The organism is Oceanobacter sp. 5_MG-2023, assembly GCF_030548165.1.
GTDB lineage: Bacteria > Pseudomonadota > Gammaproteobacteria > Pseudomonadales > Oceanobacteraceae > Oceanobacter.
The window spans coordinates 330,531-352,500 of record NZ_JAUORS010000001.1 but is presented as its reverse complement, the minus strand read 5'-3'; the positions used below and the strand labels follow the sequence as shown (position 1 = coordinate 352,500).

Below are 21,970 nucleotides of genomic sequence, written 5' to 3'. Positions count from 1 at the left end.
GCGGCCAGCGCGTTGCGCTTTCACCTCAAATCGGAGGGCGTATTCTATATTGCTTAGCTAGAATGTCAACCCTTTATTTCTCTTCCGCTTCGATCCATAAGATCTATTGCTTGGAGAGGAGCGCGCATTCTAGAGATATTCTTTAGAGTGTCAACCCCTTTCTTTCAACTGCAACACCTGGTGGCGTTGTTGTCTCGAGAGCGGCGCATTATAAAGATACCACCCAAGAGGTCAACATTTTTCCACACTTATTTTTGTTCAAACAGGTGGTATTTCTTTTTCCCCAGTTTCACCAGGAAGAAACGCCCATAAAGTGCTTTATCGGCCGCAAAGCACTCCGCTGTTTTCATATTGTCTGCCGCCCCCTTCGCTTCACCATTAACAAGCACAGCCTGGCGTCCAAGAGCATCTTTGACTTCCCGCCCGGCACTGGCCATCCCGCAGTCTGTCAGCAGGGTTGTTAGTGGGGTTTCTGTAATTGCTGCCAGATCAAGGTCGCTGGCAGGCAAGCCATCCAGTTTGATTTGCTCCAGCTCCGCTTCAGACAACAGCGAAACGTCACCAGCAAACAGGGCTTCGGTAATACGTTTGGCTGAAGCCAGCTCCGCATCACCGTGAACCAGGCGGGTCACTTCATCGGCCAGAATCGGCTGCGCTGTTTTACGTCCCTGGATCTCAGCATCCGCAGCCTCAATCTCCGCTATTTGTGCAACCGGGAGAAAGGTGAAGTAACGCAGGAATTTATAGGCGTCGGCGTCGGCGGTATTAAGCCAGAACTGATAAAAGGCGTAAGGAGAGGTTTTACTGGCATCCAGCCAGATCGTGCCGCTTTCTGTCTTGCCGAACTTGGTACCGTCCGACTTAGTTACCAATGGCATGGTCAGGCCGAAGACCGATTTGCCAAACATACGGCGGGCAAGATCAACACCACCAACGATGTTACCCCACTGATCTGAACCACCGATCTGCAGCGTGCAGTTCCCACGGTTGGCCAACTCGGCAAAATCGAAGGACTGTAGCAACATATAGGTGAATTCAGTGAAAGAGATACCAGCCCCTTCGCGATCAAGGCGCTGCTTGACGGACTCTTTCTGAATCATGTTGTTGACGGAGAAGTGCTTCCCCACATCCCGCAAGAAGTCGAGTATTGTCATATCCCCGACCCAATCGAGGTTATTCACAACATCGGCACTGTTGTCGCCGCAGTCAAAATCGATAAACTGACTGACTTGGGCTTTCAGTTTTTCTACCCAGCCAGCAACGACGTCAGGTCCGTTCAATTTGCGTTCTTGCGCTTTGAAACTGGGATCACCGATCAGGCCGGTAGCCCCACCAACCAACGCAAATGGGCGATGCCCCGCAAGTTGGAAACGTTTCAGCATCAACAGAGGAACCAAGCTACCAATATGCAGACTATCTGCTGTTGGATCGAATCCACAATAAAGTGTACGCATGCCAGATTCGAGATGTTGAATCAGTTCTTCATCTGCGGTCGCTTGGTTTAGCAATCCACGGGCTTTCAAATCTTCGATCAATGCAGCTGTCATGACATACTCTAGAGGTGTCTGATAAATAGGGAAAATGAAAATACCTGATCGATGTGCAAAATCAAGCACACTGGTTAAAATGCCCTCAGTCGCTAATATGCAGATATTCGCTCGTTTTCTCGTTTCAGGAACTATTTACCCGTTATGGCTGAGCCAAGCAGATTCCAATATTTTCCAGCCACTCACCTGGCCGGCGTCATTATCGCATCCATCCTTATTCTCTTAATTCTGCTTTGGCCTTCGGGTAATGCTCGTCAAGTTACCAGTCTTAAAGTTGCTCTCCCCGAAGCCACCATTCAAGCAGCGGAACCGGAGGTAAAGTGGGAACAGGACAAGGTAAAGTCCGGCGATAGCCTGTCCACACTGTTCAGCCGCAACAATCTGAGCGCTGCCGATGTGGTTACGATTGCCAGCAAGGTGCCGAAAGAGGCGATTCAGCTTTACCCCGGGCAAGAAGTACGCTGGGAGAGAAATTGGGACGGCCGTGTCAAGGCACTGGAAATTCCATTATCGCCACTGGCCCGCCACCGTATCGACCGGGCTGATGATGGTGCGGTCAATTATCAGCTGATCGAGCGCGATGCCGAGTACATTCCCCATTTTGCCAGCGCAACCATTAATAATTCGTTGTTCCTCGACGGTGAACGGGCTGGCGTACCGGAAAAAATCCTGATCGAACTGGCCGGTATTTTTGGCTGGGATATCGACTTTGCACTGGATATCCGCACCGGGGACCACTTCAGCCTGATTTACGAAGATGTCTTTCTCGATGGCAAGCAGATTGGCAATGGCGATATTCTGGCAGCCCGCTTTGTTAACCAGGGCAGAGAGATCACCGCCATACGCTACGAAGACAAGGACGGCAACGCCAACTACTACACCCCGGAAGGGCTCAGCATGAGAAAGGAGTTCTTGCGCAACCCTATCGACTTCGCCCGTATCAGCTCACGCTTTAATCTTGGCCGCAGACACCCGGTTCTGAACACCATTCGGGCCCATAAAGGCACCGATTATGCCGCCGCAACAGGTACGCCGATCAAGGCTGCCGGTGATGGCAAAATCATTTTTGCCGGACGCAAGGGAGGCTATGGCAACGTGGTTATTTTGCAACATGGCACACGCTACCAGACACTCTACGCCCACATGAACAGTTTTCACCGCAGTGTGCGCCGGGGCCGATCCGTCAAACAAGGGCAAATCATCGGTTACGTCGGCAGCACTGGTCTCGCCACCGGGCCGCATCTTCATTATGAGTTCCGGGTCGATGGGGTGCATCGGGATTCGTTACGCGTCAAACTGCCCAAAGCCCAATCCATTGCCGCGGCAGACAAGCCGGCATTTCTCAAAAAAGCCCACGCCATGCTGACCTGGCTGGATGGCTATCGCGTCAGTATGATTCAATGATGCCGTCTACTCTGGAGCGGATCTTTATCGGCTTAATGTCAGGCACCAGCGCTGACAGTATGGACGCTGTGCTGACTCGCAGTGATCACAACGGTTTTTCTACCCTGGGGTTTGCGTCTCTGCCTTATCCTGCGGACAAACAGCAATGGCTCAGGCACTCGGCATTGGCAGACCAGCTGCCAGTTAATGAAATCATGCACCTTGATCGCTTTATTGCGACAGCCAGTGTTGCCGTTATCCAACAGTTGCTGAAACAGTACGATGTCGCAGCGGCTGATGTTTGTGCAATTGGCAGCCATGGTCACACACTCAGACATCAAAGCCAGCCGGATGGTTTTACCTGGCAAATTGGCGATCCTTCCTGGATTGCCGAGCATAGCGGTATCTGCTGTGTTGCTGACTTCCGTCGCCGGGATGTCGCCGCTGGCGGGCACGGTGCGCCACTGGTGCCAGCGTTCCATCAACTGGTCTTCGAACAACCAGACCAACAACGCATGGTGCTGAATATCGGCGGTATCGCCAACCTGACCATACTCAAGGGTGCTCACACCCTCGGCTTTGATACCGGCCCAGGCAATGCCCTGATGGATGAATACTGCCAGCGCTACTTGAACCTACCCTGCGACCACAATGGCGAGATCGCCGCCAGTGGCCAGGCAGACCAGGCCCTGGTTGACGACTGGCTGGCGGCTGCGTTTTTTACAGCTCCTCCGCCCAAAAGTACAGGTCGAGAGCAGTTTTCACTACCACGGCTGGAAATACCGCTGCGAACCATGAAAGCGGCGGATGCACTGGCCACACTGACTGAATGGACGGCCCGCAGCATCGCGCTCGCAGTACAACAGTTTGGTCACGCTCAAGGGGAATTATTGATATGCGGTGGTGGTTTGCATAATCGCAGCCTGATCGATCGACTCGCCGCTCATTTACCCAACCACCAGCTGCGCAGTACTGCAACGGCAGGGATTCACCCGGGGTGGATAGAAGCCGCGGCCTTTGCCTGGCTGGCAAAGCAGACGCTGGACTCGTTGCCGGGCAACCTGCCGGGGGTCACAGGAGCCAGAGGCCCACGCATACTGGGCGCGATTTACCCAGCCTGAAACAGCCACTATCCCGTGTGGGTGTGGCGACAATGGGTCTAGACAGAAAAGGACGAACCACAGCCACAGGTTGCCGTGGCAGCGGGATTGTTAACCACAAAGCGAGAGCCTTCCAGGCCTTCCTGATAGTCGATCACCGATCCCGTCAAATAACCGTAACTCAGAGAGTCCACCAGCACACGCATGTTCTCACGCTCGATGAAGAAATCATCTTCTGCCCGCTCATCATCAAACGTGAAGCCATACTGAAACCCGGAACAGCCACCACCGGTAACAAACACTCTCAGACACAGCTGGTCGTCAGCCTCATCAATCAGCAGCTCTCTCACCTTGGCTTCAGCAGCCGGGGTCAATTCGATAGGGTCAGCGGATACGACAGCATTCATGGCGGGACTCTGGCTCAGTCTGGAAATAACATCATTATGCGATTACCTGACTATTTTAGTCAACTTTAACCGCTGTCGCCGCGGTGGCTTTGCCTTTTTTGGCCGGCGCATCGGCAGTCTGGTGCTTCAGCTGGCCATTGACCGATGCCCCCAACACCATTTCCATCATCTGGTAGTACACATCCCCAGTGACTTGCGCGTCTTTCGCCAGCTCGATGTATTCCCCAGCGTGTATATCGCCAACAACAGGGCCATTGATAATGATATTCGGTGCATGTATCTGCCCTTCTACCCGGCCCTTGTTACTGACCCGGACCACCGCACTGCTACCGGCTTCTGCAATCAGATTACCTTTGATAACACCATCCACATGCAAACCACCGGAGAAATGGATATCACCGGTAATGGCCGTTTTGGAAGAAATCAGCGTGTCGTACTGAACGTTGGAGCTGTTGCCACTTTTGTCTTTTGAATTAAACATGCAGGGGTTCCTTTATAGAGTCCAATCATAGGTTTGTTCAACACGACGGGATTTTTTACCCGTTGGCTGGGCGACAACATTCACGGTTTGGGGGACAAAGCCGTCCGGTAATACCAGCTCACCGGACAATTCCTGGAAGTAGCGGAAACGGAAACGCCCCGTAAACCCAGAATCCAGTTGATTCAATGACACTGTTTGCCTGCCACCCTGGCTGTTTTTACCAACCACATTGACGGTTGCTGTTCCGGCAACCGGATTGCCGTTGTCAGCCACCTGGGTCAGCATCAGCTGATAGCGGTACCGGCTTTCTCCCAGACTGTCGAAAACCAGACCATGAATCTTCAAGCCTTTTTCAACGGCATCCGGGTCCATAATGCTCTTGTAGAAAGCCACATCCCGTTCCAGATCATCGACCTGCTGCTCCAGACTGCGGATTGAGCCACGCACCGAGTCAGCGGCATAGCGATCAACTTCCCCGCCTTTTTCGAGAATACCCACATGCTGGGTCAACTCAGTAATCGTTTGCTCATTACGCGACAGGTCACGCAACAACTGATCCCGCTCGGTCTGCAACGAGTCCAGCAAACGATAACTGCCCACCCAGCCCGCGGCAAAACCACCTGCAGCGACGAATACCAACAGGATCAGTATCCAGAATCGAGGACGGGGAGCACGTCCTGGGTGCTCAAGGGATAAAATAACCAGCTCATCTTGCGAGCTGCCCTTTACGGCAGCTCCTGGTTTCAAAGGCATGATGAATCCTCGCTAATCGCCATGGAATCAATCACGGCATCAATGCAACGTGATTCAGACCGGCCGCTTCGTCCAGACCAAACATCAGGTTCATATTTTGTACCGCCTGCCCAGAGGCACCCTTGACCAGATTATCGATCACCGACAGCACCACGATTTGGCCAGTATCGGCATGACGGTGGATCGCAATACGACAGACGTTGCTGCCCTTCACGCTACGTGTCGCCGGATGGCTGCCTGCTGGCATCACATCCACAAATGGCTCATTGGCATAACGGGCTTCATACAGTGCTTGCAGATCCACACTGGCATCCAGATCGGGAGCAAAAGCGTATAACGTCGAATGAATTCCCCGCACCATCGGCATCAGGTGTGGCACAAAGGTCAGTGCCACCGGCTTGCCAGCAAACCAGGACAAGCCCTGACGGATTTCCGGCAAATGACGATGCCCGGCAACCCCATAAGCCATGACCGACTCACTGGTTTCGCATAACAGCGACCCGACCTTGGCCCCACGACCGGCACCGGACACCCCTGACTTGCAATCGGCAATCAGTGTTTGTTCCGGCAGCAGGTTGTTTTCCAGCAGCGGTAAATATCCCAGTTGCACCGCGGTCGGGTAGCAGCCTGGCACGGCAATCAGTCGCGCGTTACGAATCTCATCACGTTTGACTTCTGGCAAGCCATATACGGCTTCCGGCAATAACTCACGAGCGCCGTGGGGCTGGCCATACCATGCCTCCCATTCGTCGGCATCCTGAATACGAAAATCAGCCGACAAGTCGATAACGCGCGTTCCGGTGGCCAGAATCTCTGCCGCCAATGAATGGGCAACTCCATGCGGAGTGGCAAAAAAGACCACATCGCAGGCTCCCAGCGTTGCGGTATCCGGCACGCTGAACGTCAGATCGGTATGGCCGCGCAGGTTGGGATACATATCGGCAACCGGAGTACCGTCTTCACTTCGGGATGTAATTACGCGCAACTCAACGTCCGGATGGTTGACCAGAATGCGTAGCAATTCCACACCTGTATAGCCGGTGCCACCAACAATACCTACTTTGATCACGCGATTACCTCTGTTTAAACCATTTCCTGCCATAAGCGGGGGCAGTTCATCCCGAAGCCGCTTATAATACCGCTTCTTGATACTCCTTCCAGTCACGTTGCACATTCCTTGCAAACACAGAGGTTTGGTTTGCTACTGAAAACTCGCAGCCAGCAATGGCTACAACACCTGACGTTATCCGATAATCCGCTGGGTCTCGCGCTGTTGGCGCTGCTGGCAGGCATCGCTGCAGCACTGGTCATTACCCTGTTTCGCCTTGCCATTGCCTGGCCGCTGGAAATATTCCTACCGATGGCCAGCGAAGATGACTACGAGGCACTCAGTGCCATCACCCGGGTTGCCTTGTTGCTTGGCGGCGGCCTGCTGCTGATCCTGCTGTTCCAACCCCTCTCCCCGGCACAACGCAGCGTTGGCGTCACCCATGTCTTGATGCGTATGGAACGCCATCAGGGTTATATGCCCGCCGCCAATCTGGTACTGCAATGGCTGGCTGCCGCCATTGCGCTGCTCAGTGGTCACAGCGTCGGTCGTGAAGGCCCGGCGATTCATATGGGCGCCGGAACCGCCAGTCAGTTAGGGCAAGCTGCCGGGGTTGCCCACCATCGTCTCAGGATTCTGGCCGGAGCAGGTGTGGCCAGTGCCATTGCGGCGTCTTTTAATACGCCAATGGCCGGGGTGATTTTTGCCATGGAAGTGGTGTTGCTGGAATACAACCTGCGCGGCTTTATTCCTATTATTCTGGCGTCGGTTGCCGGGGCGGTAATCAGTCAGGTCGTGTTTGGCAGTGCCACCGCCTTTGATGTTCCACCACTGGCCATGCACTCCCTGATTGAACTGCCTTATGTGGTCGCCCTCGGTCTGACTTGTGGCTTGCTGGCCACCGGGTTTATTACCCTGACCCAACGCTTTCAGGCACTGGCACCCAGCCCGCTCTGGGTTCGCTGGGGGGGCCTGACCCTCACCACTGCCGCCATTGCCTGGTGGCTGCCGGGCATTCTGGGGATCGGCTACGACACCGTGAATGCCGCTCTGGCGGGTAATGTCGCGATCGGGCTGTGCCTCGGCTTATTGGCTGGCAAGCTGGTATTGGCTGCGTGGGCCTCGGCAGTCGGATTTCCTGCCGGTCTGATTGGTCCAACGATGTTTATGGGAGCCTTGGCCGGAGGTATTTTGGGCAAGCTGTCCTTGTTCTGGATGCCGGACTATCCGGTCGAAATCGGTTTTTACGTCATGCTGGGCATGGGTGCCATGATGGGTGCGGTACTGCGAGCCCCGCTGGCGGCGTTAATTGCGTTGCTGGAGCTGACCGCCAATCCACACATTATCATGCCTGGCATGCTGGCCATTGTGATTGCCACTCTGGTCGCCGGTGAAGTATTCCGGCTGCCTTCCATTTTCCAGGTCCAGCTGGGCAATAATAATAATGGCCTGTATCAGCCACCGCATCCGGTCCAGATGATGTTGCGCAGTACCTGGGTAGCAGAAGCCTTGAGCCGATCCCTTGCAATCAGCGCTCGTCATATCAGCCTGCAGGCCGCTCGACATCTGATCGACCAACAGACCGATTGGCTTTATATTGAAGACGAGCAGACCATTTTGCCGCCCGCTGAGCTGGCCGAATTTATCGATAGCCAGGAAAGCAGTATTGCCGAGGAGTCCTCATTGCCAGCCGATATCGACCTGCTTGGCATACCTGCCGAGCGTTTCAGCGTTGGCCGGATTGCCCTTAAAGCCAATCTGCAGGATGCTCTCGATCATATGCAGACTCATGACTTACACTGGCTGGCGGTGTATCGTCGCGATCCGGATTCACGTAAAGGCCCTGGGCCTTGTGTTGGTCTGGTATCGCGAGCCATGATCGAACGCCACTATCGTTACCGGCCACAAATTATCCGCTAGCAGTGCCGCGACAGCGGTGCTGCAACGTCATTCAAAACACCATTCAGGATGTTATTTATGCTTTGGGTCAAGGCTTTCCATATTATCGCCGTGATCACCTGGTTCGCCGGTATTTTCTATTTGCCGCGCCTGTACGTCTACCATGCGGCGGCGGAAGACACAGCCTCCCGCGAGCGCTTCAAGATCATGGAACGCAAACTCTATCGTGGCATCATGTGGCCTTCGATGGTGGTAGTCATCGCCCTGGGCACCTGGCTGATCAGCTTTAATCCTGCTTACTACCTGCAAAGTGGCTGGTTACACGCCAAGCTGGCGCTGGTTGTCCTGCTGGTCGGCTATCACCTGTATTGCGGCAAGCTGAACCAGATGTTCAAACAGGATCAAAACCATCGCAGCCATGTATGGTACCGCTGGTTTAACGAACTGCCCGTCTTTGTATTGATCGCGATCGTCATTCTGGTGGTGGTCAGGCCGTTTTAACAGGCTGTTTAAATAGTCTGTCCAGGCGCTGATCAGGGCCTGGACGCACAGTAACGATACCGGCCATTGCGGTGCCCCGTACCGAAACAAACAGATTCAAGAGAGAACTCCATGAGCTATAGCACGACCAAATCACAGGCCCTGTTTGCATCCGCCCAGCAGCATATCCCCGGTGGCGTCAATTCCCCGGTACGCGCCTTCAAGGGTGTCGGTGGCACGCCAATTTTTTTCGATCACGCCAAGGGCGCGTATGTCTACGATGCCGACGACAACCGCTACGTCGACTATGTTGGCTCTTGGGGGCCGATGATTCTGGGCCACAGTGCGCCGCAGATTCTTGAGGCAATCACTGCCCGCATGGGAATGGGGCTGAGTTTTGGTGCTCCAACCGCGATTGAAAACGATATGGCCAGCGAAGTGTGCAAACTGATTCCATCAATGGACATGGTGCGCATGGTCAATTCCGGCACCGAAGCCACCATGAGTGCCATTCGCCTCGCCCGTGGCTACACCGGCCGCGACAAGCTGGTGAAGTTCGAAGGTTGCTATCACGGCCACTCAGACTCGCTGCTGGTCAAGGCCGGTTCCGGCATGATGACGCTGGGCGTGCCCACGTCCCCAGGCGTCCCGGCTTCCGTGGCAGAACATACCATCACACTGGACTACAACAATCTCGACAGCGTGCGTGAGTGCTTCTCCCGTATGGGTGATCAGATCGCTTGTGTCATTATCGAACCCGTCGCAGGCAACATGAACTGCATCCCACCGGCCAAATCCTTTTTGCAAGGGCTGCGAGAGCTGTGTGATGTGCACGGTATCGTGCTGATCTTTGACGAAGTCATGAGTGGTTTCCGGGTCGCCCTTGGCGGCGCACAAGCCTATTACGACATCGTTCCGGACATGACCTGCCTGGGTAAAGTGATCGGCGGCGGTTTACCCGTCGGTGCCTTTGGTGGCAAGCGCGCCATTATGGAATGCCTGGCTCCACTGGGGCCTGTCTATCAGGCCGGAACACTGTCTGGTAACCCTCTGGCCATGGCCGCCGGTCTGGCGATGCTGAAAGAAATCCAGCATGACGGCGTCTATGAGCAACTGACCGCCCGCGTCGACCAGATGCTGGACGGCTTCAAGGCCGCGGCAATCAAGCACCAGATTCCATTCACCTTTAACAAGGCCGGCTCCATGTTTGGCCTGTTCTTTACGGAACTGGACAAGGTCGAGAACTTCCGTCAGGTCGCCGACCAGTGTGATGCCGACCGCTTCGGCAAATTCTTCCATGGCATGCTGGAGCAAGGAGTGTATCTCGCGCCATCGGCGTTCGAAGCAGGCTTTATGTCACTGGCTCACACTGAAGCCGACATCGAGTACACCATTGCTGCCGCCGACAAGGTTATGGCTGCACTGTGATGATCCTGGCCGCTCTCTGTCTGCTGGCTGCCGCGCTGGTATCAAGCTGGCAGAACCGTCCGGCAACGTCGCGCCAATGGCCAGGCTCGGCGGCTGGGCGTTTTACCGCCGGATTGATTTTGGTGGGTTATGGTATCACCTCGTTACTGACCGCCTGGCTAACCAGCGACGGGGTGCAACATACCGCCTTGCTGATGCAGCAGCTGAGCTTGTACGCCGCGTTGCCGATGCTGGTATCCAGTCATCTGGCCGAACGCCTGGGTTATAACTGGAACCGCCAGATCTGGGGCCGGATTTTCTTGGGCTGGTGTGTGGTGTTCGAGCTGACGCGCCGCAGCAACGTCCTTGAATGGGTACTGATTGCGACACTGATTATCGGCCTGGTCACGCTGCTATTGCCCTGGATACTCTCGGCATTACGCCAGACCGACCTGACGGATGGCGGCAAACGCAGCTGGCAACGGGCGTACTTTCCGGTGATTGCCTGGCTGCTGCTGTGCTCAGGACAGGCCACCCAGTCCACCACCGATCCTGTGGTTCAAATGGCTGGACTGACGCTGGCATTGATCGCGCTGCATAACGCTCAGCCGTTGTCTTATCAGATGGCCAAGCGCGGATCAGACAACAAGGCCACACCGTCCTAGGCACACCGTCAAACACATGCCCCGCCATGGAATAAACAGAGCGCCGCCCCGCTGCGCTCTGTTTATTCCGTTTATCCTTGCATCAAATCCGCCCTTAATTGTGCCGCTTCAGCCTGCTTGCCCTGATCTTCCAGTACATCCACCAGCAACCACCGGATACGCTGGCTCAATCCCTTGTCACGACTGAACAACAACCCACGCCGCAATAATTGCTCTGCTTCTTCCGGCCGATGCATTTGCCAGCTCACCCAGCCCTGACGATAAAAAATAGCCGCATTCCGTGGCTGGATCTGGCGCGCCTGATCCAGATAACTCATGGTCTTCGGCCAGTTACCGGCCTGCCGTGCCTGCTCTGCCTGTTTTAATAGCGCACTCACTGCCGGATGATGCTGGCCCTGATCCAGTGTCGCCAGGCCACCGGCTTGCCAAACCATCTCCTCATCAGCCGCGGGTGCGGTGGTGGTATCCGGTGCCATCACCTGTGTACTGCTACAACCAGCCAAGCCTGCGAGCAGTAGTACTACCGCCAGCCACTCGATGCGCTGCTTTACATTCAAAACAACCAATCCAACCATCCTTTCCGCTCTCCTTCTGTGGGTTTACTCACCGTTTGGCAAGGTTTTGGTACCTGTTTGATGGCACTGATCGGCATCGGCATGGAACGCCCGTCACAACCGTCTTCCAGAATCTGTCCATCCGCATCCACTACCACCGATGGCAAACCAGTGGGTAACAGTGGCTCAACACCAGCCTGAGCAAAGGTTTGCTGCCAGATAGGTAATGCCGCTGAGCTGCCCGCCAGCGGCATCGGTTGGTTGTCGTCCCGACCAACCCAGACGACGCCCAGATGACGGTTATCAAAACCGGCAAACCAGGCATCCCGTTGCTGATCACTGGTGCCGGTTTTACCCGCCAGCGGGCCAGCAAACCGGGTTAATAATTTTTTCGCCGTGCCATCGTTCACCACTTGCTCAAGCCCGTAGCGCAACCAGTCGACCTGTTCTGCTGCGACGCCCTGATGCCCATGTATCGCGTACGACGACAAGGTCTTGCCACTGGCCGTTGCTACCGCCTCTACCGCCCGCAATGGCATCACAAACCCTCGCGCAGCCAGCGTTTGATAAACCCCGGCCACTTCCAGTGGTGATAATTCCTGCGACCCCAACAGCACCGATGGATACGGCGGCACCTCTTGTTGCAGGCCAAGATCATTAAACGTCCGGGCCACCTGCTCCAGACCCACTCGCATACCAATACGCGCTGTGGCCTGGTTATAGGAATGGCTCAGGGCATCCACCATCGGCACCAAACCATGGCTTTTGCCATCGTAGTTTTGCGGCTGCCAGAGTTGGCCATCCTGCCCCGTCACCTGTACCGGGCTGTCATCCACCAAAGTGCCCCAGTGGTAACGGCCACTGCGCAACGCCGCCAGATAGACCACCGGTTTGGCCAGCGAACCGATCGATCGACGTGCATCCAGCGCCCGGTTGAAACCAAAATAACCCGCTTGCCGCCCGCCGATCATGGCACGAATCTCGGCCCCATCCACACTGGTAATCACGGCCGCCGTTTCCAGCTTGCCTGCCAGCGCCGGATAACGGGCTTCAAGCCGGTCGAGCTGGGTCGTGGCCGACACTTCCAGTGCATGCTGAATCCAGGGGTCCAGCGTCGTGAAGATATTCAGCCCTTCGGTTTCCAAATCCTCGCGGCGGTAATCTTCTTGTAGCTGTTTGCGCACTCGCTCCAAAAATGCAGGATACTCACGCTGACTGACCCGCTGGCTGTCGGCGGTACGCAGCGGCTGACGGCTGACTTCCAGGTAACGGTCCTGCCCAATCAGCCCTTGTTTGGCCATTAACCCCAACACCAGGTTACGACGTTCTAACGCCCGTTGTGGATGTCGCCGCGGATTATAATAAGACGCTCCTTTCACCAGTCCAACCAGGGTGGCGATTTCTGCCAGCTCCAGCTCTTGTACCGGTTTACCAAAATAAAAGCGGGAGGCCAGACCAATACCATGAATGGCCCGGCGACCCGCTTGCCCCAGATACACTTCATTCAGGTAGGCTTGCAGAATCTCGGCCTTGCTGTGATGCAGCTCCAGCAGAATCGCCATCAAGGCTTCCTGCGCCTTGCGCATCAAGGTGCGCTCACTGGTTAAAAAAAAGTTTTTGACCAGCTGTTGTGTCAGTGTCGAGCCACCCTGCACAACACCACCGGCTTGAATATTGGCCACCAGCGCCCGGCTAATGCCTCGTAATGAAATACCATGATGTTCAAAAAAGTGGTTGTCTTCCGTTACCACCAGCGCAGCCAACAGATCGCTGGGCACCTGATCCAGTGTCACCAGTTCACGATCTTCGTTATGGGACGGGAAGATACCGCCAACGTATTGCGGCTCCAGCCGGACCAGCGGCACCGCCTTGCCATTTACCGACAACTGTTCGACCCGCTGATCCACCAGCGTCAGCTCAATCACCGCCTGCGGTTGCGGCCCGTCCCAGAAATTCACCTGGCGACGATGAATTCGCCAGCGGGATCCTTGCTGCTGATAGCGGCCCGGGCGAGACACGGCCCCGGACTGATAATCCGTCCACTCCAGTTCCGCCTGTAACTGTGCCGGCGGCAACAAGCGACCGGGGTATAACAGCAGTGGCCGGGCATATACCCGGGCAGGCAAGGTCCATTTTTTGCCATCAAACTGTTGCTGTACCCGAGCATCCAGAAACACCATCCAGACGCCCAGTACCAGCACACCAACCAGCCCCAGCTGCCAGCTGATGCGCCAGGCAGTATGCCAGCGTGACGATTTACCGGCCCCCGACGTTGAGGCTTTCTTGGCCGTTGGCGCTTTTTTAGCCGAGGTGTGTTTTTTCGGCGCTTGGGCACGCTTGGGAGACGGCTTGGCAGTTTTGGTCGTTGCAGCGGCTTTGGGTTTTGAGCCCGCCCTGGCACTGTTATCCACGGCCCTGGTCCGTGATGCTGGCTTTTTTGGGGCAGGCTTTTTTGGAGCAGGCTTTGAAGACGCTGAAGTGGCTTTGGAAGTCGGTTTGGCGGCTTTCGAGGCAGGCTTGGCAGGCGTTGCTTTCGAACTGCCGTCTGTTTTGCCCCGCGCAGGCTTGTTGGGAGTTTTACCAGTCATAACAATGACAATCATCCGGTCTGTAAATACAAAAATTGACCACGCGCTGGCATGGCCCAAACACTATGACCAGAAGTCTAACAGCCGGTGCCTGCCCTTGGCCGATATATCGGTCGCACAACGTCCGGGCAACACCGGATGTCACGTAATTGACAGCATCTTATTCCCGGTCAAAATTCGCCGTGCCCATGCATCCATTCCACAGAGCGCTTACACTTGGAAAAAACAAACGGATACCTACCATCATGACGGAACGGCTCGAACACCGCTGGCAACAAATCAATCACCAACTGACGGACACCGGTGCCCGCTTCGATTTCGACTGGCCCAGCCTTTGGCAGTCCCTGCCGCCGCAACAGCAACAACAACTGCGCAAGGTCTTGCTGGTCAGCCAGTACGTGGTTGATGCGCTACCAAAAGACAGCGACTACTTTGTCCAGCAACTGCAAAGCAATCAGCTCAGCCAGCCGGTAAGCCGGGCGGACATTGGACAGTGGCTGCACGACCTGAACGAGCACAGCGGGCAAGAAGCCGAACCGGTACCGACAACCGGTATCAGTGAAGAGCAATGGTTACACCGCCTGCGTATATTACGCCGCCGGGTTATGGTGCAAACCATCTGGCGCGATCTGCTGCGCCTCGCCGATACCCTCACCACCACCCGCACGGTATCCGACCTTGCCGATGAAGTGATTTGCCAGAGCATCCGGTATTTTGAGCAGCAATTGCAGCAACGGTACGGCGCTCCCGTGGGTAAGGCATCCGGCCAGCCGCAGTCATTACTGGTACTGGGCATGGGGAAACTCGGTGCCTACGAGCTGAATCTCAGCTCCGATATCGATCTGATTTTCAGTTACCCGGAATCCGGCCAGACCAACGGCAAAAAATCCATCAGCAACCAGGAGTATTTTGTCAAACTGGGCCAAAAGCTGATCGGGGCATTGGATAAACACACCATCGACGGTTTTGTTTTTCGTACCGATATGCGCTTGCGCCCTTATGGCCAGAGCGGCCCTCTGGTGATGAACTTCGACTCCCTCGAAGAGTATTACCAGAACCAGGGTCGTGACTGGGAACGCTACGCCATGGTCAAGGCCCGAATTCTGACCGGTGAAGACACTCCGGCGGCACAGGAGCTGCTGGCCATTCTGCGGCCCTTTACCTATCGGGTGTACATCGATTACAGCGCCTTTGAATCCCTGCGCTCGATGAAAGCCATGATCAACGCCGAAGTGCGTCGTCGTCGCCTCGACGACAACGTCAAGCTTGGGCCGGGTGGCATTCGCGAAGTGGAATTTATCGTCCAGGCATTCCAATTGATTCGTGGCGGCCAGGAAAAACAACTGCAACAACGCGCACTGGTGCCATTGCTCAATATACTGATCGACGATGGCTATCTACCCGCCGATGCCGCCCATGAATTGCGTGATGCCTATCTGTATTTACGCGACGTCGAACACGCCCTGCAAGCCCTCAATGATGAGCAGACCCAGCAACTTCCCACCGAGGCTGAAGCCCAGGACCGCATCGCTCTGGCGCTGGATTGCGACCATTGGGACGCCGTTGAACAACAGCTCAGCCTGCATCGCAGCCATGTCAAACACCACTTTGCCAATATCGTCTGCAATGACGATGACGAACAACCTAACGACAGCAATGACCACGTCTGGGTCGACGTCTGGCACGGTGATCTGGCAGATGAAGCCCATACCCATCTGAGCCACCATTGCCCAGTCATGCTGACTACCGAATTCAGCCAATGTCTGGCCAACTTCCGCCACTCCCGCGCCGTAAGCAGCATGCAGGCCATCGGCCACGACCGGCTGGAAACCCTGATGCCGCAACTGCTGTACGATTTGAGCCAGTGCCCGGAGCCACTGAACACCTTACAGCGACTGATTCCCCTGCTGGAAGCCGTCCTGCGTCGAACCGCTTATCTGGTGCTACTGAAAGAAAACCCCCAGGCCCGTACCCAGCTGGTACAGCTGTGCGGCGCCTCGGAGTGGGTCGCACACTACATCACCCAGATGCCGTTGCTACTGGATGAATTGCTCAACCCCGCCACGCTCTACCACCGTCCGCAACGTCACGAATTACAAGAAGAACTGCAACTGCGACTGTTACGTATCGACCAGGACGACCTCGAACAACAAATGGAAGCCCTGCGCCAGTTTGTGCACGCTCACAAACTCCGGGCCGCGGCAGGTGAAGTGATGAATGCTCTGCCGCTGATGCACATTTCCGACTACCTCACCTGGATAGCCGAAGTCGTACTCGACAATGTCATGCAGCTGGCCTGGCAACAAATGACCAACAAATACGGCTACCCGGCCAACCGCCAGGGCGATGCCGTCACCGAGCCGGAATTTATCATCGTCGGCTACGGCAAGGTCGGTGGTCTGGAAATGAGCTATAGCTCCGACCTCGACCTGGTTTTTCTGCACAACAGCTGGAATATGGGCAGCACCCAGGCCAGCCCGGCAGCGGGGCAACGCAGTATCGACAACAACGTGTTCTACACCCGCATGGGTCAGCGCATGATCCATATTCTCACCACCCAGACCCGCTCCGGTGATCTCTACGAGGTCGATATGCGCCTGCGCCCGTCCGGCAACTCCGGCATGATTGTCGCCTCGCTCAAGGCCTTTGAAGAATACCAGGCCCACCATGCCTGGACCTGGGAACATCAGGCGCTGGTGCGCGCTCGCGTGCTGTGCGGCAACCCGGAACTGGCCGCCGCTTACAATCAGATCCGTCGCCAGACGCTGGCACAACCACGGCCATTGCCTACTCTGAAAGAAGAAGTCCGTTCCATGCGCAAGAAAATGCGCGAGAACTTGGGCATGGCAGAAAAATCTGCCGATAAATTCCACCTCAAACAGGATGCCGGGGGTATTGTTGACATCGAGTTTCTGGTTCAATACGGGGTTCTGGCCTGGTCACACCAATATCCAGATCTGTTAGCGGTAACCGACAACATGCGTTTGTTGGATTCGTTTGAAACAGTCGGCCTGCTCGATTCACAAGATCGTCAGACCCTGCAGGAAACCTACCTGACCTACCGAGCCGAAACCCACCGGCGCGCGCTGCAGAACACAAACCTGATTCTGGACCAAACGCAGAGCCAACAACTTGGCTTCGACGAGCGCCGCGAGGGTGTGACCCGACTGTGGAAACTCTGGATAGAAAACTAATTTACATTTTTTGAGAGGTCCTTATGCAACCTTCCATGTCTGACCGTGATGGTCTGATCTGGCTAGACGGCGAGTTGGTAAACTGGCGTGACGCCAAAGTCCACGTTCTGACTCATACCCTGCACTACGGCATGGGCGTTTTCGAAGGTGTGCGGGCTTATAACACAGACGAGGGTGCGGCGATTTTTCGCCTGAAGGAGCATACCGACCGCCTGTTTAACTCTGCTCACATCCTCGGGCTGAAAATGCCATACAGCAAAGCAGAAGTTAACGAAGCCCAACGCGCCGCCGTACGTGAAAACAACCTCGACAGTGCTTATATTCGCCCGATGGTTTTCCTCGGTTCCGAAGGCATGGGCCTGCGTGCTGACAACCTGCGCGTGCACCTGATGGTCGCAGCCTGGGAATGGCCCGCCTACATGGGCGAAGATGCCAAAACCCAAGGCATCAAAATCCGCACCTCCAGCTACACTCGCCATCACGTCAACATCACCATGTGCAAGGCCAAGGCCAACGGCAATTACATGAACTCGATGCTGGCCCTGCGCGAAGCCCTCGACAGCGGCTGTGAAGAAGCCTTGTTGCTCGACAACGAAGGCTACGTCGCTGAAGGCTCTGGCGAAAACGTCTTCCTGGTCAAAGACAAGGTGATCTATACCCCGGAACTGACTTCCTGCCTGGACGGCATTACCCGCCGCACCATTATGGAATTCGCCCGTAACCTGGGTTACGAGGTGCGTGAAAAACGCATCACCCGCGACGAAGTCTACATTGCCGATGAAGCTTTCTTTACCGGCACCGCCGCCGAAGTACTGCCGATTCAAAGCCTGGATGGCCGGGTTATTGGCGCCGGACATCGTGGCCCGATCACGGAACAGCTGCAAAGCATGTACTTTGAACAGGTGACCGGCAAACGTGATTACAAACCTGAGTGGCAAACAGCGGTAAAATAATCCTCTGTGGCAACCATAAAAAACCCCGCTCAGAGTCATCTGACGGGGTTTTGTTTTTCCCGGATTTCGATCAATATTTATCAGGCTCATATTGTGAGCCACCGGCCAGGCATGGCGAGCCACTCAAATCCGATTCAGCCACTGGCCGACGTATTGGAGCATTAACGAATGTGCGAACTCTTGGGCATGAGCGCCAACACCCCCACCGATTTGTGTTTCAGCTTTACCGGCCTGACCCGCCGTGGCGGTGAAACCGGCCCTCATAAAGATGGCTGGGGCGTAGCCTTTTACGAAGGCAAGGGAGTCAGAAACTTCCATGACCCGGAACCATCCGCCAGCTCGGCCATTGCTGAATTCGTATCGCAGCTGCCGATCAAAAGCAAAACGGCAATTTGTCATATTCGCCAGGCTAACGTCGGCAATATCAATCTATCCAATACCCACCCGTTTACCCGTGAGCTATGGGGTCGCTATTGGGTATTTGCCCACAACGGCCAGATTCCGCACTTTGTGCGCCGGGTCGGAACATATGAAGCTGTCGGCGATACCGACAGCGAAGAAATATTTTGTGACCTGATGAATCAGGTACGACAAAACCTGCCTCGCGATGCCATGCCGGAGCAACTCGCCCGTACACTCGTTAGTCTGGCCGAAGAATACGCCCAACAAGGTGTATTTAACGGCCTGTTGAGCAACGGTGATTGGCTGTTCAGTTTTTGCACCACCAAAATGGCCAGTATTACCCGTCGTGCGCCATTTGGCCCGGCACAACTGGCCGATGCCGACGTCACCGTCGATTTCGCCGCGGAAACCACCCCCAATGATGTCGTCAGTGTGATCGCCACCGAACCACTGACCAGCGATGAAGCCTGGGATCTGTATCAACCGGGGGAATGGAAGCTGTGGCAGCAGGGCGAAGTGATCGCCTGCGGCCAGGTGGATGTGCCGGTGCACAAGACTATCCCTAATCCTGATCAGTAGTACCTACCGGCAGCAGCCCTTGATAAGTCGAAGATCAGCCCAATTTCTCGGCTAACAATCCTTCGAGGGTCCGCTGGTCTTTCTCAAAGCCACGGATGCCTTCGGCCAGTTTCTCTGTGGCCATGGCATCCTGATTCAGAGCCCAGCGGTATTCCGCTTCGGTCATGGCAGCCGGGGGTTCGCTGATATCGCCGTCATAGCAAAGAGCACGATCCAGTTCACCCTCTGTTTCAGACAGTTCTGTCAGCAGGGCCGGGCTGATGGTAAGACGGTCACAACCGGCAAGAGCCAGGATTTCACCACTGTTACGGAAGCTGGCCCCCATCACCACGGTGTTGTATCCGTGTTGTTTGTAATACTGGTAGATACTGGCCACCGACAACACGCCGGGTTCATCGGCTGGAGCGTATTCCGTGCCGGGGTTGGCCTTTTTAAACCAGTCCAGAATGCGCCCGACAAAAGGCGAGATCAAAAAGACACCGGCTTCAGCACAAGCACGGGCCTGAGCAAAACTGAAGATCAATGTCAGGTTGCACTGGATGCCTTCTTGCTCAAGGAGCTCTGCAGCCTTGATACCTTCCCAGGTGGCGGCCAGTTTGATCAGGATACGATCCCGACCGACCCCCTGCTCTTCATACAAGGCCACCAGCCGGCGAGCCTTGTCGATACTGGCATCACGCTGATACGACAGCCGGGCATTCACCTCGGTGGAGATACGCCCGGGAATGTGTTGCAGAATGGCAGCTCCCATGGCAACGGCCAGCCGATCACACGCGTCGTCGATTTTGTCTTCCAGACAGTCACCCGTGGCGGCTTGCAGGGAGGCATCGACAGTGGCGTCGTACTGCCCGGATTGCACTGCTTTTAACACCAGCGAGGGGTTGGTGGTGGCATCTTCCGGTTTCAGAGTCTGAATGGCTGTCAGGTCACCGGTATCGGCAACCAGCGTGCTGTGTTGTTTCAGTTGCTCTAACAGACTGGGCATAACAGGTTCCTTTTATCGTGTTCATGCTGCATTAACAGGGAGAGCTGGAGTAAACGTCACCCTCGCCGTATAGCCAGAGAGGATGACCTTCAAACAAGACAGGACGATAACAACAGTGATTGTTTTCCTATCGCCTGTTCAGGTCGACGTTATAACAACTTGATGCCAATAGCACCCGGATGGCTGTCTTTTTCCGCCCATTGTTTCCGCGCAATGGCATCCGGCATAGATCATGGCTCAGTAATAATGCTTTTTGTTCATTTCCTGTTCTGCAAAACGCTGCCCTGCCTTGAGTGCATCGTCAACGCTGCGTTTACCGGCCAGTGCCGCACTGATTTGTTGACCAACCACAATACCGATTCGCTGGAACTCCGGGATAGCGGCAAACTGAATGCCGCTGTAGGGCGATTCATGCAGGGTGCTGTCTTGCGGGTCGGCACTGCGAATAGCCTGTAATTCGGCGGCCGAGAATGTCGCGGCTTGCTGAAAGCCGTCATGCTCGTAGGTAGAAAAACGGGTACCGGTCGGCACTCTGGCCCAGCCTGCCGTTTGTCCGACCAGCTGAATGTATTCACGCGAGGTGGCCCAGGCAATAAAGCGCAGTGCCTCATCCGGCTGGCGGGACGATGCCGGAATTGCCAGAGCCCAGGCCCATAACCAGTTGGCACCCTTGGTCGTCACCTGGATCGGTGCCTGGGCATAGGCAACCTTGTCTGCCACTTGCGAGATTGCTGGATCGGAGATAAACGAGGCGGCAATGGTAGCATCCACCCACATGCCGCATTTACCCGCATTAAACAGCGTCAATATTTCATTAAAGCTGTTGGCCGAGGTATTGGGTGGGCCATAGCGGGCGACCAGGTCGACATAAAACTGGATTGCATCATGCCAGGGTTGGGTGTCGATCTGGGGTTTCCAGTCCATATCAAACCATTGTCCTCCCCAGGTATTCACCATCGTTGTCAGCAGGGCCATGTTGTCACCCCAGCCAGGCTTGCCACGCAGACAGATGCCATAAACACCGTTTTTTTCGTCATGAATAGCGGCGGCGATGCGGGCAACTTGCGCCCAGCTGGGCTGATCCGGAATTGTGAAACCGGCCTTTTCGACCAGGTCGGTACGATACATCAGCATCGAGCTTTCGCCGTAAATAGGCGCCGCCACCAGCTGCCCCTGATACGACAAACCGCTGCGAATCGCAGGCAGCAAGTCGTCAACGTCATACTGTGGGCCAAACTCCAAGGGTCTTAACCAGCCTCGTTCTCCCCAGATTGGTGCTTCATACGAGCCAATGGTCATCACATCGAATTGGCCATAGCGGGTGGCAATATCGGTGGTAATACGCTGGCGCAGTACACTTTCTTCGAGGGTGACCCATCTGAGTTTGATATCCGGGTTAGCGCGTTCGAACTCGGGGGTCAGCTTTTGCATTTCGATCATATGGCCGTTGTTCACGGTCGCAATAACCAGCTCCGTCACCGCTTTGGCAGACACCGGTAGCGCCATCATGATCGTGAGTACCGCTGTCACTAGCTTGAAGGGCAT

18 protein-coding genes are annotated in these 21,970 nt (G+C 55.4%); 9 read left to right on the top strand and 9 right to left on the bottom strand.

What is annotated here, in order from left to right; all coding sequences use genetic code 11:
* Positions 1–248: 248 nt before the first annotated feature.
* The gene (tyrS, locus tag Q4551_RS01610; protein ID WP_303431386.1) at positions 249–1,547 is read right to left on the bottom strand and encodes a tyrosine--tRNA ligase; all 1,299 of its coding nucleotides are present in this window, start codon (positions 1,545–1,547) and stop codon (positions 249–251) included.
* Between the two features lie 144 nt (positions 1,548–1,691).
* Here tyrS and Q4551_RS01605 point away from each other — a divergent pair, with 144 nt between their 5' ends.
* Both Q4551_RS01605 and Q4551_RS01600 read left to right on the top strand, forming a co-directional pair.
* A complete protein-coding gene (locus Q4551_RS01605; RefSeq protein WP_303431385.1) occupies positions 1,692–2,951 on the top strand; it encodes a peptidoglycan DD-metalloendopeptidase family protein in 1,260 nt (419 codons plus the stop codon).
* Positions 2,948–4,051, top strand: coding sequence for an anhydro-N-acetylmuramic acid kinase (locus tag Q4551_RS01600; protein ID WP_303431384.1), 1,104 nt, complete (start codon positions 2,948–2,950; stop codon positions 4,049–4,051). The genes Q4551_RS01605 and Q4551_RS01600 overlap by 4 nt, the downstream gene beginning before the upstream one ends.
* Positions 4,052–4,089: 38 nt before the next feature.
* Here the strand turns inward: Q4551_RS01600 and erpA are convergent, their stop codons facing one another.
* The 4 genes from erpA to argC are packed head-to-tail and all read right to left on the bottom strand — an operon-like array spanning position 4,090 to position 6,740.
* Positions 4,090–4,437 (bottom strand): iron-sulfur cluster insertion protein ErpA, encoded by a 348-nt coding sequence (gene erpA / locus Q4551_RS01595; protein WP_303431383.1) that lies wholly within the window; start codon positions 4,435–4,437, stop codon positions 4,090–4,092.
* Positions 4,438–4,492: 55 nt separating this feature from the next.
* Entirely contained in the window at positions 4,493–4,918 is a 426-nt protein-coding gene (locus tag Q4551_RS01590; RefSeq protein WP_303431382.1) for a polymer-forming cytoskeletal protein, read from the bottom strand.
* 12 nt (positions 4,919–4,930) lie between these two features.
* Positions 4,931–5,671 (bottom strand): DUF6776 family protein, encoded by a 741-nt coding sequence (locus Q4551_RS01585; RefSeq protein WP_303431380.1) that lies wholly within the window; start codon positions 5,669–5,671, stop codon positions 4,931–4,933.
* A gap of 31 nt (positions 5,672–5,702) precedes the next feature.
* Positions 5,703–6,740, bottom strand: a complete 1,038-nt coding sequence (gene argC, locus Q4551_RS01580) for an N-acetyl-gamma-glutamyl-phosphate reductase (RefSeq protein ID WP_303431378.1) — start codon at positions 6,738–6,740, stop codon at positions 5,703–5,705.
* Between the two features lie 129 nt (positions 6,741–6,869).
* Between argC and Q4551_RS01575 the strand changes: the two genes are divergently transcribed.
* The 4 genes from Q4551_RS01575 (at position 6,870) to Q4551_RS01560 (ending at position 11,170) form a co-directional block, all read left to right on the top strand.
* The gene (locus tag Q4551_RS01575; RefSeq protein ID WP_303431377.1) at positions 6,870–8,639 is read left to right on the top strand and encodes a chloride channel protein; all 1,770 of its coding nucleotides are present in this window, start codon (positions 6,870–6,872) and stop codon (positions 8,637–8,639) included.
* A 57-nt stretch (positions 8,640–8,696) separates the two neighbouring features.
* Positions 8,697–9,119, top strand: coding sequence for a protoporphyrinogen oxidase HemJ (gene hemJ, locus Q4551_RS01570; protein WP_303431376.1), 423 nt, complete (start codon positions 8,697–8,699; stop codon positions 9,117–9,119).
* 111 nt (positions 9,120–9,230) lie between these two features.
* Complete coding sequence (gene hemL, locus Q4551_RS01565; RefSeq protein ID WP_303431375.1) at positions 9,231–10,526, top strand: glutamate-1-semialdehyde 2,1-aminomutase; 1,296 nt, start codon at positions 9,231–9,233, stop codon at positions 10,524–10,526.
* A complete protein-coding gene (locus tag Q4551_RS01560) occupies positions 10,523–11,170 on the top strand; it encodes a hypothetical protein (protein ID WP_303431374.1) in 648 nt (215 codons plus the stop codon). The genes hemL and Q4551_RS01560 overlap by 4 nt, the downstream gene beginning before the upstream one ends.
* 71 nt (positions 11,171–11,241) lie before the next feature.
* Here Q4551_RS01560 and Q4551_RS01555 read toward each other — a convergent pair whose 3' ends face one another.
* Both Q4551_RS01555 and mrcB read right to left on the bottom strand, forming a co-directional pair.
* Positions 11,242–11,745 (bottom strand): M48 family metallopeptidase, encoded by a 504-nt coding sequence (locus Q4551_RS01555; protein WP_303431373.1) that lies wholly within the window; start codon positions 11,743–11,745, stop codon positions 11,242–11,244.
* Complete coding sequence (gene mrcB, locus Q4551_RS01550; RefSeq protein ID WP_303431372.1) at positions 11,724–14,135, bottom strand: penicillin-binding protein 1B; 2,412 nt, start codon at positions 14,133–14,135, stop codon at positions 11,724–11,726. Before mrcB ends, Q4551_RS01555 begins: the two co-directional genes overlap by 22 nt.
* 422 nt (positions 14,136–14,557) lie before the next feature.
* On the opposite strand from mrcB, the gene glnE reads away from it, so the two are divergent.
* The 3 genes from glnE (at position 14,558) to Q4551_RS01535 (ending at position 19,440) form a co-directional block, all read left to right on the top strand.
* Entirely contained in the window at positions 14,558–17,506 is a 2,949-nt protein-coding gene (gene glnE / locus Q4551_RS01545) for a bifunctional [glutamate--ammonia ligase]-adenylyl-L-tyrosine phosphorylase/[glutamate--ammonia-ligase] adenylyltransferase (protein WP_303431371.1), read from the top strand.
* A gap of 23 nt (positions 17,507–17,529) precedes the next feature.
* Entirely contained in the window at positions 17,530–18,459 is a 930-nt protein-coding gene (locus Q4551_RS01540; RefSeq protein WP_303431370.1) for a branched-chain amino acid transaminase, read from the top strand.
* 168 nt (positions 18,460–18,627) lie between these two features.
* Complete coding sequence (locus tag Q4551_RS01535) at positions 18,628–19,440, top strand: class II glutamine amidotransferase (protein ID WP_303431369.1); 813 nt, start codon at positions 18,628–18,630, stop codon at positions 19,438–19,440.
* 34 nt (positions 19,441–19,474) lie between these two features.
* On the opposite strand, the gene tal is transcribed toward Q4551_RS01535, so the two are convergent.
* Together tal and Q4551_RS01525 are read right to left on the bottom strand one after the other, a co-directional pair.
* Positions 19,475–20,425, bottom strand: coding sequence for a transaldolase (gene tal, locus Q4551_RS01530; protein ID WP_303431368.1), 951 nt, complete (start codon positions 20,423–20,425; stop codon positions 19,475–19,477).
* Positions 20,426–20,662: 237 nt separating this feature from the next.
* Entirely contained in the window at positions 20,663–21,970 is a 1,308-nt protein-coding gene (locus tag Q4551_RS01525; protein WP_303431367.1) for a sugar ABC transporter substrate-binding protein, read from the bottom strand.

Bases quoted from the DNA above. Each gene is read 5' to 3' on its own strand.
- tyrS (WP_303431386.1), bottom strand. From the start codon at position 1,547: ATGACAGCTGCATTGATCGAAGATTTGAAAGCCCGTGGATTGCTAAAC.
- Q4551_RS01605 (WP_303431385.1), top strand. From the start codon at position 1,692: ATGGCTGAGCCAAGCAGATTCCAATATTTTCCAGCCACTCACCTGGCC.
- Q4551_RS01600 (WP_303431384.1), top strand. From the start codon at position 2,948: ATGATGCCGTCTACTCTGGAGCGGATCTTTATCGGCTTAATGTCAGGC.
- erpA (WP_303431383.1), bottom strand. From the start codon at position 4,437: ATGAATGCTGTCGTATCCGCTGACCCTATCGAATTGACCCCGGCTGCT.
- Q4551_RS01590 (WP_303431382.1), bottom strand. From the start codon at position 4,918: ATGTTTAATTCAAAAGACAAAAGTGGCAACAGCTCCAACGTTCAGTAC.
- Q4551_RS01585 (WP_303431380.1), bottom strand. From the start codon at position 5,671: ATGCCTTTGAAACCAGGAGCTGCCGTAAAGGGCAGCTCGCAAGATGAG.
- hemJ (WP_303431376.1), top strand. From the start codon at position 8,697: ATGCTTTGGGTCAAGGCTTTCCATATTATCGCCGTGATCACCTGGTTC.
- hemL (WP_303431375.1), top strand. From the start codon at position 9,231: ATGAGCTATAGCACGACCAAATCACAGGCCCTGTTTGCATCCGCCCAG.
- Q4551_RS01555 (WP_303431373.1), bottom strand. From the start codon at position 11,745: ATGGTTGGATTGGTTGTTTTGAATGTAAAGCAGCGCATCGAGTGGCTG.
- glnE (WP_303431371.1), top strand. From the start codon at position 14,558: ATGACGGAACGGCTCGAACACCGCTGGCAACAAATCAATCACCAACTG.
- Q4551_RS01540 (WP_303431370.1), top strand. From the start codon at position 17,530: ATGCAACCTTCCATGTCTGACCGTGATGGTCTGATCTGGCTAGACGGC.
- Q4551_RS01535 (WP_303431369.1), top strand. From the start codon at position 18,628: ATGTGCGAACTCTTGGGCATGAGCGCCAACACCCCCACCGATTTGTGT.
- tal (WP_303431368.1), bottom strand. From the start codon at position 20,425: ATGCCCAGTCTGTTAGAGCAACTGAAACAACACAGCACGCTGGTTGCC.
- Q4551_RS01525 (WP_303431367.1), bottom strand. From the start codon at position 21,970: ATGCCCTTCAAGCTAGTGACAGCGGTACTCACGATCATGATGGCGCTA.